Source organism: Bacillus sp. EB01 (genome assembly GCF_000613125.1).
Taxonomy (GTDB): Bacteria; Bacillota; Bacilli; order Bacillales; family Cytobacillaceae; genus Bacillus_D.
The window spans coordinates 1,677,750-1,690,656 of record NZ_HG964497.1; the positions used below are offsets into that span (position 1 = coordinate 1,677,750).

A 12,907-nucleotide genomic window follows, 5' to 3' on the forward strand; every position below is an offset into this window, starting at 1 on the left:
AAAAGATCTTCCACAATCAGGCGCGATTGTTCAATTAAACTTAGATTTTTTTAGTATCGTGAAGTTTCTTAAATTAAACAACTATATTTTTAACCCCGTCCTAAATACGAACGGGGTTAGCTGTACGCCCTTCTACCATCGCCTCGACCGAAAATATGGAAACCTCTGATATACTGTTAATTGATATTTCTTATTCTCCAAGTTAATTGTATCGACCTTCAACTTTCATTGAGATAGGATGTGATCGGATGTTAACCAATGAATTTACTAAACTATTGAACATGAAATACCCCATTATCCAGGCTCCGATGGCTGGCGGGATTACGACTTCACGTTTGGTAGCGGCGGTTTCTAATTCCGGTGGATTAGGAATGATAGGTGCCGGCTATATGTCCCCGGAGCAATTACGGCTTCAGATTAGAGAAATTAGGAAGCTGACGTCTGGCCTGTTCGGTATTAATCTATTTGTTCCTAATGATTTTACTGTTACAGAAGAGGATGTCCGATTAGCGCAAAAAGCAATGCAGCCTGTCCGTGAACAATTGGGGATACAGGAATACGCAGACGCGGAGATTCCTGTTTTTCCAGATGTCTATCAATCTTTTGTTGAACAAGTGAAAGTTGTTATTGAAGAGCAGGTTTCTGTCTGTTCTTTTACATTTGGAATTCCTTCGGAGGAATTTATCAGGGAATTAAATCGAAGTGGTATCATGTTAATTGGAACGGCTACGACTGTCAGGGAGGCAATTGAACTGGAAAAAGCGGGCATGGATGCCGTCGTTGTCCAGGGCAGTGAAGCCGGCGGACATCGCGGAAGTTTTCACCAGGGAGACCAGGAGAGTCTCGTCGGATTAATGTCGCTTATCCCTCAGGTTGTTGATAACGTGAACATCCCTGTTATAGCTGCTGGGGGAATTATGGACGGGAGAGGGTTGATGGCGTCCCTCTGTTTGGGAGCCAAAGCGGTCCAGATGGGCACAGCGTTCCTGACTTGTGTTGAAAGTGGAGCCCACAAAGTCTACAAAAAAGCAATCCTGGCTGCCAAAGAGGACGAGACTGTTCTGACCCGTTCGTTTTCCGGCAAATGGGCACGGGGGATTAAAAACAAATTTATAAACGAAATGCAGTTTCATGAAACATCATTACCGGATTTCCCGGTGCAAAATGTCCTGACCCAATCTATCAGGAAAGCCGCCTCCTCTCAAGACAATCCAGACTTTATGTCCCTTTGGTCCGGACAATCTCCGCGTCTGGCTAAAGATCAAACGGTCGAAACGTTAATACACTCGATAATCGCGGAGGCGAAAAAGTTCGGTCTTTCACGTTCCCCATCCGGACTCGTCCGTGAATAGCGCAATAAAGTAAATGGCAATGCAAATAGGGTGAGAATCTCAGTTATTTTTTTTGTGCTATATTAATGATTTTGGGAAAATTAGCAATCCTGGATAATCAGACAAGGTTATTTGATTTTTTGGATGTTATAACTGAAAGCTGATTTCCCTAGGTTTGAAAAATAAACGGAAAAATTCCCCTTAAATTGGGAAATACTGATATTTCCCTTTAAATAAAGGGAGTTTTTCCTTTTATCAGATTCAAATCATTGGATTTTGGCATATTTAGAGAGATTAAAAGGAATTTCTCCTCTTATATTTGCCGTTTAAGCCTCCCCCTATCTATTTAGAGGGAAATTCTCCACTTAAAAAAGCATGCCGACCCTTCCTTTCCGAATTACCATGCTTTTACCGTATATGATTTAACCTATTTCTCCACTTTTTGTTTAAAATTTTCACAAATGTTCTTGTCTGGGCAAACGAGAACCGCCCGCCCTGTCTGCTTTAGGTCAATACCGTCTTTTGGAAGTCCAAGATTCCTAAAGGCTGCATCTATTCCCTTAGGATCATCAATGGAAAGATACATGCCTCCTGGCCGCCGGTACACATGGGAATACTGCTGAATCGCTTCGCCAACAGTCGGAGTATAAATAATCGGAAGCATTTCACTAAGAAGATCCTTCAGGAGCCGGTAGAACATCACAACGTTGCGGTTGTAAATTTCATAAAGCAGTCCGTTTTTAAACAGGTTGGCAGTCCTGGATGAGTATTGTTCATATGAACGTTTTACCTGTTCTTCCAGTGTGAGTACTTGTGGCGGCAATAAACCTTCCAGCCCCAGCTCTTCGCGTTCTTTTTTCGTAAAAGCAACGCCTTTATTCAAGAATGGATTGGATAGAAGCTCCTTGCCTCTTAGATTTGTTTGGATGACGTTTGTACTCACAAGCGTTTTCATTGATTTTTCCCCTTTCATTTCAGATAAATAAGAAGATTACTGCACAATAACTTGATTCGCTCATTGAAGGGGGTGCTTCCAAACCCGAAACACGCGGTCCGCTAATTTGTTCAGGACAGTTTTTTAAAAATACAGGACAGTTTTTCGAATTTGCAGGACATTTCCCAAACTTTGCAGGACAGTTTTTCAGATTTGCTGGACAAACCAGTCCACCACCGCTTCCCACTCCTTCAAATAAATTTCTTTTTCAAAGATTTTAATATGCAAAAAGCAGGCAGTTTTTGGCTGCCTGCTTTTTATTCCTGAACGTATGAACTAGCTTTAAGCTGTTGCCCTTTTTTCCACCGCCTCTTGCAATGGATGGAATTCGCCTTCCATCTTGGAAACGACTACGGTTGCAACTCCATTTCCAATTAGGTTCGTAATGGCACGGGCTTCTGACATGAATCGGTCGACACCAAGGATAAGTGCCATTCCTTCAACCGGAATCGACGGGAATACAACGAGTGTGGCTGCAAGTGTAACAAAGCCTGATCCAGTAACACCTGCGGCACCTTTGGAAGTGAGCATCAGGATGCCGAGTAATGTAAGCTGCTCCCAAATGCTTAAATCTACTCCGTACGCCTGAGCTATGAATAAAGCCGCCATTGAAAGGTAGATTGATGTCCCATCCAGATTGAAGGAATAACCAGTCGGAAGTACGAGTCCAACGACCGGTTTGGAACAGCCGTATTTCTCGAGCTTTTCCATCATCTTGGGCAGCGCAGCCTCTGAAGAGGAAGTGCCGATAACGAGAAAGATTTCTTCTTTTATAAAAGCAATGAATTTGAAGATATTAAACCCATAAAACTTTGCGATGCCACCCAAAACGAGGATGATGAATATCGCCATAGTTGTGTAAACAGAAGCCATCAATTTCCCAAGATAAATAAGTGATTCAACCCCAAATTCACCAATGGTATACGCCATCGCACCAAAAGCTGCGTATGGAGAAACCTTCATAATAATGTTTACGAGACCGAAGAATACTTCAGACAATTTTTCCAGAAAATCGAGGATTGGTTTGCCCGATTTGCCTAAATGGGCAAGGGAGATCCCAAACAGGACCGCAAGCAACAGTACCGGCAGCAGCTGTCCTCCTGTGAAAGCACCAACAAAACTGTCCGGAATGATTGAAACGATAAAGCCAACAAATCCGTTGTTTGTCTCCTCTGCGGCCTTTGTATATTGTGAAACATCGCCTTGGCCAGCCTTGGCATCGATTCCCTCCCCGGCTTTAATAAGGTTGCCGACCAGGATACCGATCGCTAATGCGATGGTTGAAACGATTTCGAAATAAAGCAGTGCCTTGCCTCCAATTTTACCAACTTTCTTCATGTCCCCCATGCCTGCAATACCAATAACGATTGTAAGGAAGATGATTGGAGCAATGATCATTTTTACTAACTTAATAAAAATGTCGGCAATAACCTTCAGCTGTGAACCAAACTCTGGAAAAATGAAACCGACAGTAATACCAAGAATGATACCTATGATAACCTGAGTCGTCAGATTTCTAAAATTGAGTTTCCTCATAAAAAATTCCTCCCATCCTACTAGTTTTTTGAAAACGTTTACACCCCTTTTGTTATTGACATGTTACAATTTTGTGAACAAGAAAAATAGTTTTTAAAAGTTTTAAAAGTGTTTTGTAATTAAAATAAGTAAACTATTCTATTACTTTATTTAAAAGCGTTTACAATTTATAGTTAAGGTTACTAGGTTTGTGTGTTTGGAGGCGTTTTTTGTGCATCGTCAGCGATTTAAGCTAGGCACACTGATTATTTTCTTCGTTTGTTTGGTTGTTCTCATTTCCCTTTCGATTACCGACATTTTAATAAGCAATGACGTCAGCCAAGATATAAGGAAAAGCCAAGAGGAGAAGGCGCAGATTATAGCGAGGACAATTGCGAAATCCGATATCGTCATCAGTGAAATGGACAGCGGACAAAAGTCCAACAGGATACAGGATTTCACAAGGGATATCCAATCTGCCACCAATGTGTTGTTTATCGTTGTGATGGATATGGAGGGAATCCGCAAATCCCATCCCAATACGGCTATGATAGGAAAACCGTTTGTTGGAGGAGACGAAAAACAAGCTTTAAAAGGAAATGAGTACGTGTCAATCTCGGAAGGTACTCTGGGTAAGTCAGTCCGGGCGTTTACGCCAATTTTTAATGAAGAAGGAAGACAGCTAGGTGCTGTTGCCGTAGGGATCTCACTTGAAACCTTAAAAACAACTGTTAACAAAAACCACCGGGAAATCTTTGTTGTTACTACGTTCGGCTTAATAATCGGAATTATCGGGGCCATACTCCTGTCGCGATATATCAAAAAAGTCCTGCTAGGGCTTGAACCGTTTGCGATTGCAAAAATCCTTGAAGAACGGAGCAGGATGCTGCAATCCGTACATGAAGGAATTATAGCGGTTGACCACAATTCCACGATTACACTTGTAAACAAGTCGGCTTTGCAGATTTTTAAAAAAGCCGGCCTTTCCCAAAACCCAGTTGGAATGAAAATACATGACTATTTACCTTCAAACGGGCTGGATCACGTGTTGAAGTCAGGGCAGCCGGAACTTGATGAGGAGAATATGATTAATGGTGTTGTTTCCATTCTAGTCAACAGGGTGCCGCTTGTCGTCGACGGACAAGTTGTCGGGGCAATTTCAACGTTCCGTGATAAGACGGAAATGAATCAGCTCGCAGAACAGCTTACAGGCGTAAAGACATACGCCGAGACTTTGCGCGCACAGTCACATGAGTTCATGAACAGGCTGCATGTTATTCTTGGCATGGTGCAAATGAAAGCTTACGACGAGCTTTCTGAATTCATCCTGACACTGGTAGATTTCCGGAACCAGGAATCAGGAAACATCGCCCAGCATATTAAGGATCCCGCTCTTGCTGGATTCATTATGGGAAAATTAAGCTATGCCCGGGAACAGAACGTTGACCTTTCAATCGAAATTGACTCGGTCATTCCTGAGCTTTCGGACACCAAGGTCACACATGGGCTAATCACAATCATTGGAAACTTGGTTGACAATGGAGTGGAAGCGATGGCGGACTGTGATGAAAAAACACTGGAATTGTCCTTGTCTTTTCATGGGGGTTTTCTGACGGTGGAAGTTTTCGATTCAGGGCCAGGGATACCAGCCGAAGCGCAAGGTAAAATTTTTGAAAAAGGCTACTCTACAAAGGGGGAAAACCGCGGCTATGGGTTGTATTTGGTCGCCAAGAACGTCAAAGAACTGGGTGGAACATTAACGATTGATTCGAAATTATTACTAGGCACTAATTTCATCGTACAAATTCCAATCGTGTTATAGAGGTGAAAAAATGATCAAGGTTCTAATTGTCGAGGATGATCCGATGGTAGCTGAATTTAACAAGCGCTTCCTTAAGGAAATGGACGGTTTCACTCTAGCCGGTGTTCTTCACTCAGTAAATGCGGCTATTGATTTTCTTGCCCGGAATCAGGTTCACCTGATTCTCCTTGATGTGTACATGCCTGGTGCGACCGGGATTGAATTAATCAAGTATGTAAGAGAGCATGATATTCCCACAGATGTGATTGTGATTACTGCCGCGGCCGATAAAGACAAAATCCAGACTGCCCTGAGGTACGGAGCCGTCGATTATCTCATTAAGCCTTTTGAATTTGAACGATTCCAGCAGGCATTGCTTCAATATAAGAAAAAACATTATTTTTTATCGAATAGTGAGGTGCTCAGGCAGGAGGACCTTGATGAACGGATTTTGAGTACAGAGCAAAATTCAGCACTATTCGATCCAACTCCGAAATTGCCTAAAGGGCTTACTAGCAGTACACTCCAATCCATCATTGAGGTAATCCGCTCAAAGGAGCAGGATCCGTTTTCTACTGATGAAATATCTGAAACCACTCTTATTTCACGGGTATCGGTACGGAAATACTTAAAGTTTTTGGCACAAATCGGCGTGCTTGAAGAATCATTGACCTATGGAATAGGCAGGCCGCTCTTTTTGTATCGATTAAAGAAAGACCAGCTTGGACAATTAAGCCGAATGCAATGAAATAGCCGGACGGTCCAAATCGATGCCAAAACAAGTAGTGAAGATCCTTTGTTGCAACTCTTTGAAAACGGTCCATCCACTTTTTCAGACGTTTATGATACTCATTATCGTGCTGCATGTGATAGAAACAAAAAGTTTCCTTCTGTCGAACGCACCAAAGTTTTGCTGCTTGGTTCCTGCCAACGTGAACTTTACAACGGTTAGTATGTTACGTGCTTAATATTCATTTTTTCTATAGGAGCAAATTTATATATGGATGACAGTTATCACTACTACCTCTTCGGAATGAGGTGTTTAGCAAGTAAGGAGTTCAAGATGGCAATCCATTACTTTGAACAATCTTTAGAACTCGACCAGCATTTCAAAACCTATGAAAGATTATACGAATGCTATAAAAGCCTTGGAAACCACTCCTTAGCTAGAGAAAATATAAGACTAGCATATGAACATAACAATAGAAATGATAAGGTTGCTTTTGCATATGCAACAGAACTTCATAATTATGGTTTAATTGATGAAGCGTCCAAAGTTCTTGAAGCAATATTGATGCGTAATTCCACTTTTAAAAAGGCAAGAGAGCTTTTAAACAAGATTAAAACAACATAAATTTCCAAAAGCTCACTATTTACGAAAAGAGTCAAAATAAAAAAGTTAATTGTGCAGTAAATACCATTAAAATTGTTCCTTCATATGAGAATCTCTCTGGAAGTAAAATTGCTCATAGAAATGAAAAAAGTGCTCATAAAAACAAAAAATGTGCCCATAGAAATGCAAAGCGTGCTCATAGAAGCTAAAAGTGTGCCCATAAGCATTAAAAAGGGCGAGCATAAGAACCCGCCCAAACATAGGTCTTTTAAATAGAGTCTTACATTTCCTCAGGAGCCTGCAGTCCTAATAAGCGAAGACCTTCTTTAAGGGTGAGTTTCACTGTGTAGACTAAGGTTAGCCGGTCTTGTTTAAGTTCGCTGTCATCAAGGATGCGGACGGATGCGTAGTATTTGTTGAACGCCCTGGATAGCTCGATAACATACTTGGCGATTTGTGATGGATCGTATTCTTCGATTGCTCGTTTGATTGCGTCAGGGAAGGCTATCAGGGCGGTGATAATTGACCATGCTTCCTGATCCGGGATGCTGACGGGGTTGTCGCTTTCCTGGAAGTCCCCTTTTCTCAGGAGCGATGCGGCACGGGCATGAGTGTATTGGACGTATGGGCCGGTTTCCCCTTCAAACCGGAGCATGTCTTCTAGCGAAAACTCGATGTCGTTTTGGCGGAAGTTTTTCAGGTCATGGAAGATGACGGCGCCTGTTCCGACCTGGCGGGCAACCTCCTCTTTTGAAGCAAGGTTCGGATTTTTCTTCTTAATATCTTCCAGAGCCAGTGCGATTGCCTCATTGAGAACCTCTTCAAGCAGGACGACCTTGCCTTTCCGGGTAGACATTTTCTTCCCATCCTTCAGCATCATCCCGAAAGGCACGTGGCTCATTCCCTTTTGCCACTCGAAGCCCATCTTTTCCAGCACGGAGAATACCTGTTTAAAGTGAAGCGTTTGTTCATTGCCGACAACATACAAGGATTTCGTAAAGTGATAGGTTTCCTGGCGGTAAATGGCGGCTGCCAGGTCACGGGTTGCATAAAGGGTTGTTCCGTCGCTTTTCTTGATCAGGCACGGCGGCAAATTCTCGAGCGGCACAACCTGTGCTCCGTCCGATTCTTCGAGCAGCTTCTTGTCCTCAAGCATTTCAACGACCCTGTCCATCTTGTCATTGTAGAATGCTTCCCCGTGATAGGAGTCGAACTCTATTCCCATCAGCTCATAGATTTTCGCAAACTCCTTCAGGGATTCCTCGCGAAACCATTCCCACAGCTCGATTGCTTCCGCATCGGCATCTTCCAGCTTTTTAAACCAGGCACGAGCTTCATTTTCAAGAGTTGGGTCGTTTTCAGCTTCTTCATGGAATTGGACATATAACTTCAACAGCTCTTTGATAGGCTGCTTTCTGACAGTATCTTCGTTACCCCATTTTTTATAGGCAACGATTAACTTACCGAACTGGGTGCCCCAGTCACCCAAATGGTTGATTCGGATTGGACGATAGCCAGACTTTTCGGCAATCAATGCCAGAGCATTACCGATGACAGTCGAGCGCAAGTGCCCCATTGAAAAAGGCTTTGCGATATTCGGCGACGAGAAATCAATCGTCATCACCTGGCCATTGCCGATTTTCAAGTCCGCAAAGTTTTCTTTTTCGGAGAGAACCTTTTGGATGACTTGCTGCGAAACGATTGGCTTGTTGAGAAACACGTTCACATAACCGCCAACCGGCTCTACTTTTTCAAAAAGAGGTGTTTTGATCTTCGTGGCCAGATCTGTTGCAATGATCTGCGGTGATTTCCGGAGAACCTTCGCCAGTTCGAAACATGGAAACGCCAAATCTCCCATGTTCTCAAATTTAGGCTTTTCAATCATCTGAATCAATTTCTTCTTTTCCAGTTGCCCATTCAAGGCACCATACAGAACCTCGGCAAAATCAGTTTTAAACTCCATCGTTTTTCCCTCCAAAATAAAAAGCCCCCGCCTCTTTTAATAATAAAAGAGACGGGAGCCTAAATTTATCCCGCGGTACCACTCTGCTTGTTTTTGCACATTAGCAAAAACCACTCAACATTTGTAACGGGGTCTCTCCCCGGCCCTCCCTACTAACTTCAGGACAGCATCTCAGAAGTGCGGTTCATCATTTGCTTCGCACCAGGCTCCCACTATCCCCGGCTCGCTTCGCCTCCACAAACAACTACTCTCTTCATCATCGACATTCGCGTGTATTATTCTTTATTATAGCCATTTATTTTAATCTGGCAACTGGCTAATTGGGAAAAATTCTCGTCTGCCGCCTACAGATATTTTTGTCGGTTTGGAAGGTCGGCTGGATAAATGTGCTAAAATATCTGATAAGTAGATTGAATTTAAAGACAAGTTAGTTAAATTCAGGGTGAGGTGTTTTATGAAAAAAAGCAGTCTATTATTAGTATTAATTTTAATACTTATTACTGGATGCAGTAATAGCGAGAAGCCCTGGTGGGTACTTCAAAATAATCAACTAGGCAATACCCCGGAACTTCAAAGCTATGTTGATCAATTACAAAGCGACAACAAAGATTATAAGGGTTATAAGGTGTTTACCATTAATGAAAGCAAAAAGGCAGTCGTTATTTCATTAGGCAGGGAAGGAAATGAGCTGGAATTGGCGGAGGTCCACACATCAAGTAAGGATACAGCAATAACTGTTAAGGAGTCATCGCAAAGTTCCATAGTTGCAAATCCTTATATCGTAGTCGGTCTCGACGAAATTGTAGGTGCTTTCTATGTGTATGGGCCACATGAGGAGGAATATACAGGTTCGGGGTATTATGATTAATAGTATTTGACTGTTTTTACCTTGGAAGGAATACGTTTTTTCGAGGAGATAAAACAATGAAAGTTAAATTATTGTTCTTTATTTTTTGCATATTAGCTCTCTTATCGCTCTCCGGTTGTGCGGGTGCAAAGGAAACATCTTATGAAGGCGATTCTTCTAAAAGCCCCTCGGATTTGACTATTTCTGTTGGAGAAGAAACCATCCGACCCAAACTGGGTTCATATAGTTGGGAATATGAAAACGGCGACGGCACCTCAACAGGTGTGCATGCGGATGCAGCAGCACCTCCTGATTTAGTTGAGGGGGAAAAAACTGTGAATGTAAACACAAATACAGAGGTACGATTAAACTTTGAGATACAACCTGCACATTATCAGGTCAGGGTATGGAATACTCAAAATGACATAATTCGTACCGACAGCGAGGTAGTACTTTCAGGATTCCAAGGAAAAGTAATTTACGAAGTCCTTGCAACCTGGGGACAAGGAACCGCTAGTTATGCCTTTTCTTTAAATGTTGCAGAATGATTTTTTTCAAAAAGAATTATTAATAGAGGAGAGCGGATTTTTAACATGACGATACATATGAGAAAGTGCACTCTTGAGGATGCACCTATACTTCAAGAAATCAGTTACGAAACATTTAATGACACGTTTGGTGATCAGAACTCTCCAGAAAATATGAAGGCCTATTTGAAAAAGGCATTTAATTTACAGCAATTAGAAAAAGAATTAACCACTGAATCCTCGGAGTTCTTTTTTGTTTATTTTAACAATGAGATTGCTGGATATTTGAAGGTGAACACCAATGATGCCCAGTCTGAACAAATGGGCGATGATTCACTTGAGATAGAGAGGATTTATGTAAGAAATAATTTTCAAAAACACGGGCTTGGAAAGTACCTGCTAAATAAAGCTGTGGACATTGCAGTGGAACGTAATAAAAAGAAAATCTGGCTCGGCGTCTGGGAAAAGAATGAAAACGCGATTGCTTTTTATAAGAAAATGGGATTTGTCCAAACAGGGGCCCACTCTTTTTATATGGGAGATGAGGAACAGATCGACTTCATTATGACTAAAACACTTGGTTAATTTTGTAGCTAACGAAAGACACTCAAGCCTATATTTTGGCTTGAGCGTCTTTTTATTGAGGGGTTTTGGCAAACAAACTTGTTATAAATCACCTGTTGACAGCAGTTGGATATCCTTAAGCAAAAAAATAACGAGGTGAAAATGATGTATGTACCTAAATTTTTTAAAGTGACAGATGTTAATGAAATATGGGACTTTGTCCAAACGAACTCTTTTGGCACGCTGGTGACTACAGACGGTGGAAAACCGATTGCGACTCATTTGCCATTAGGGGTAGTGAAAAAAGGCGATGACTGCTATGTTACCGGGCATATCGCCTATGGAAATCCTCAGTGGAGAACCTTTACAACCTGCGATAGTGGGCTTGTGATGTTCCAAGGTCCGCATGCTTATGTTTCTTCTTCCTGGTATTCGCACGAAAATGTTCCGACATGGAATTACCAGGCCGTCCATATGTATGGAAAGGTTGTTATTTTAAACAAAGAGGAGTTGATAGAAGACTTAACAGGGATGCTGGAAAAGTATGAACAGAAACGCGAAAACCCTGTGTTATGGGATAAGCTTTCTCCTGAGCTGTTGGAAAGGGAATTAAAAGGTATTGTCGGCTTTAAGATTAAGGTTGAGGAAATCCAGGCTGCGTATAAATTAAGCCAGAACCGAAATGCAGCTGACTACAAGAACATCATTGCTCAACTGCAAAATGAAAGAAACCCAAATTCGAAGCAACTTGCGGAACAGATGGAAAAACGAGTAAAAAAGTAAGTCAGCCGGGTTTCCTGCGCCTTTTATTAGTGAACTTCTAGTAAAAAAGTGTAGGAAACCGTTCCGTTCCCCCACTCTGCTTCAACTTCATAAATGTACGTTCCATCGCTTGAAGGAACGGTTAGTTGATTGCCATTATGTTTAACTTCTTCCCCTCTTCCGTTTTCATCCCATGTATACACTTTGAGATCCGGGTTATCTTCAATTTCGATATCAACTTTTTCGTTTGGCTTCACGCTAATTGGTTCTATATGGTCTGCCATTTGGTATGGCGAGGCGTGGTCAGTTTGGTACACTTGAGTTGTTGACCCCTTTTTTCGCACCCACTTATAATTGCCTTCTTCCATCTCATACTCTTTGCCGTTAATTTTTATGAGCGCTGACATGGACGGAGGAAATTCACTTTGCGTATCACTCCCAATGGTATATGAACAGCCTGTTATCATCAGTATAGACAATGCCAGAATTGCGATTAATACATGTTTTGTTTTCACGGTAACTCTCCCCTCTTTTCAAGTATGATCTTAAGAAGTACTTTTTTAGCAGTAGTTGCACGTGGTGACATCAAGGACATTTCATCTATCTGGCAGGCTCAAATTGTACTCGAAAACCACTTTCAAGGACATTTCACCCATCCGACTGCCTCGAATTGTACTCGAAAACCACTTTCAAAGACATTTCACCCATCCGACAGCCTCGAATTGTACTCGAAACCAACTTTCAAGGACATTTCACCTATCCGACAGCTTCGAAATGTAATCGAAATCGTTACAGCTGCCAATACTCGCCTCAATTGAAAAACCTCTTTTATGTGAATAGGCATTTCACTAATTAGACGCTATGACGAAGAGGGAAATTACATAATTTGGAGAGAAAATTTACTTTTTTGTTTTCCGGTGAAGTCTAATTTAATGGGTTGAAGATTAAAAAGAAGGGATTAATCCAAGTGAACCTGTCTCGTAGATTAATCGGTGTCTGGAGCAAGCAGATTAATCTGAGAGAACCCGTCTCATAGATTAATCGGCATCTAGAGCAAGCAGATTAATCCGAGAGAACCCGTCTCATAGATTAATTGGCACCTGAAGCAAGCAGATTAATCCAAGAGAACCCGTCTCGTAGATTAATCGGCATCTAGAGCAAGCAGATTTATCCGAGAGAACCCGTCTCATAGCATTCCTGTAGTTCGTTAATTTTGGACTTTGATAAAAACAGGGCTCCCCACTAAGATAAGAGTAAGACACGACTCAAA

11 protein-coding genes, 2 pseudogenes and 1 other annotated feature are annotated in these 12,907 nt (G+C 41.9%); of the genes and pseudogenes, 8 read left to right on the plus strand and 5 right to left on the minus strand.

Annotated features, from left to right (window positions below):
* The first annotated feature begins 248 nt into the window (after nt 1–248).
* Complete coding sequence (locus tag TY16_RS07425; RefSeq protein WP_043931199.1) at nt 249–1,352, plus strand: NAD(P)H-dependent flavin oxidoreductase; 1,104 nt, start codon at nt 249–251, stop codon at nt 1,350–1,352.
* Between the two features lie 484 nt (nt 1,353–1,836).
* On the opposite strand, the pseudogene TY16_RS07430 reads toward TY16_RS07425, so the two are convergent.
* Together TY16_RS07430 and TY16_RS07435 are read right to left on the minus strand one after the other, a co-directional pair.
* A pseudogene (locus TY16_RS07430) lies at nt 1,837–2,286 on the minus strand (NAD-dependent malic enzyme); the annotation flags it as partial.
* Nucleotides 2,287–2,607: 321 nt separating this feature from the next.
* Nucleotides 2,608–3,861, minus strand: a complete 1,254-nt coding sequence (locus tag TY16_RS07435) for a dicarboxylate/amino acid:cation symporter (protein ID WP_043931201.1) — start codon at nt 3,859–3,861, stop codon at nt 2,608–2,610.
* 211 nt (nt 3,862–4,072) lie between these two features.
* Here TY16_RS07435 and dcuS point away from each other — a divergent pair, with 211 nt between their 5' ends.
* Nucleotides 4,073–5,662, plus strand: a complete 1,590-nt coding sequence (gene dcuS / locus TY16_RS07440) for a DcuS/MalK family sensor histidine kinase (RefSeq protein ID WP_043931202.1) — start codon at nt 4,073–4,075, stop codon at nt 5,660–5,662.
* Nucleotides 5,663–5,672: 10 nt separating this feature from the next.
* Nucleotides 5,673–6,389, plus strand: coding sequence for a response regulator (locus tag TY16_RS07445; RefSeq protein WP_043931203.1), 717 nt, complete (start codon nt 5,673–5,675; stop codon nt 6,387–6,389).
* A gap of 16 nt (nt 6,390–6,405) precedes the next feature.
* Here the strand turns inward: TY16_RS07445 and TY16_RS27275 are convergent.
* A pseudogene (locus tag TY16_RS27275) lies at nt 6,406–6,513 on the minus strand (IS1595 family transposase); the annotation flags it as partial.
* A 128-nt stretch (nt 6,514–6,641) separates the two neighbouring features.
* On the opposite strand from TY16_RS27275, the gene TY16_RS07450 reads away from it, so the two are divergent.
* Nucleotides 6,642–6,995, plus strand: a complete 354-nt coding sequence (locus TY16_RS07450) for a tetratricopeptide repeat protein (protein WP_155922186.1) — start codon at nt 6,642–6,644, stop codon at nt 6,993–6,995.
* A 259-nt stretch (nt 6,996–7,254) separates the two neighbouring features.
* On the opposite strand, the gene argS is transcribed toward TY16_RS07450, so the two are convergent.
* Complete coding sequence (gene argS / locus TY16_RS07455) at nt 7,255–8,937, minus strand: arginine--tRNA ligase (protein ID WP_052342638.1); 1,683 nt, start codon at nt 8,935–8,937, stop codon at nt 7,255–7,257.
* 44 nt (nt 8,938–8,981) lie between these two features.
* Nucleotides 8,982–9,206 (minus strand) — a binding site (T-box leader).
* A gap of 185 nt (nt 9,207–9,391) precedes the next feature.
* Between argS and TY16_RS07460 the strand changes: the two genes are divergently transcribed.
* The 4 genes from TY16_RS07460 (at nt 9,392) to TY16_RS07475 (ending at nt 11,658) form a co-directional block, all read left to right on the plus strand.
* Complete coding sequence (locus TY16_RS07460; protein ID WP_043931205.1) at nt 9,392–9,805, plus strand: hypothetical protein; 414 nt, start codon at nt 9,392–9,394, stop codon at nt 9,803–9,805.
* 56 nt (nt 9,806–9,861) lie between these two features.
* On the plus strand, nt 9,862–10,332 hold the full coding sequence (locus TY16_RS07465) for a hypothetical protein (RefSeq protein ID WP_052342639.1): 471 nt from the start codon (nt 9,862–9,864) through the stop codon (nt 10,330–10,332).
* A gap of 45 nt (nt 10,333–10,377) precedes the next feature.
* Nucleotides 10,378–10,896 (plus strand): GNAT family N-acetyltransferase, encoded by a 519-nt coding sequence (locus TY16_RS07470; RefSeq protein WP_043931207.1) that lies wholly within the window; start codon nt 10,378–10,380, stop codon nt 10,894–10,896.
* A 144-nt stretch (nt 10,897–11,040) separates the two neighbouring features.
* Nucleotides 11,041–11,658, plus strand: a complete 618-nt coding sequence (locus TY16_RS07475) for an FMN-binding negative transcriptional regulator (protein WP_043931208.1) — start codon at nt 11,041–11,043, stop codon at nt 11,656–11,658.
* 26 nt (nt 11,659–11,684) lie between these two features.
* Here the strand turns inward: TY16_RS07475 and TY16_RS07480 are convergent, their stop codons facing one another.
* Nucleotides 11,685–12,152 (minus strand): hypothetical protein, encoded by a 468-nt coding sequence (locus TY16_RS07480; RefSeq protein ID WP_155922187.1) that lies wholly within the window; start codon nt 12,150–12,152, stop codon nt 11,685–11,687.
* Nucleotides 12,153–12,907 lie beyond the last annotated feature (755 nt).

Coding starts and splice junctions, on each gene's coding strand:
- TY16_RS07425 (WP_043931199.1), top strand. CDS start 249: ATGTTAACCAATGAATTTACTAAACTATTGAACATGAAATACCCCATT.
- TY16_RS07435 (WP_043931201.1), bottom strand. CDS start 3,861: ATGAGGAAACTCAATTTTAGAAATCTGACGACTCAGGTTATCATAGGT.
- TY16_RS07445 (WP_043931203.1), top strand. CDS start 5,673: ATGATCAAGGTTCTAATTGTCGAGGATGATCCGATGGTAGCTGAATTT.
- TY16_RS07450 (WP_155922186.1), top strand. CDS start 6,642: ATGGATGACAGTTATCACTACTACCTCTTCGGAATGAGGTGTTTAGCA.
- argS (WP_052342638.1), bottom strand. CDS start 8,937: ATGGAGTTTAAAACTGATTTTGCCGAGGTTCTGTATGGTGCCTTGAAT.
- TY16_RS07460 (WP_043931205.1), top strand. CDS start 9,392: ATGAAAAAAAGCAGTCTATTATTAGTATTAATTTTAATACTTATTACT.
- TY16_RS07465 (WP_052342639.1), top strand. CDS start 9,862: ATGAAAGTTAAATTATTGTTCTTTATTTTTTGCATATTAGCTCTCTTA.
- TY16_RS07470 (WP_043931207.1), top strand. CDS start 10,378: ATGACGATACATATGAGAAAGTGCACTCTTGAGGATGCACCTATACTT.
- TY16_RS07475 (WP_043931208.1), top strand. CDS start 11,041: ATGTATGTACCTAAATTTTTTAAAGTGACAGATGTTAATGAAATATGG.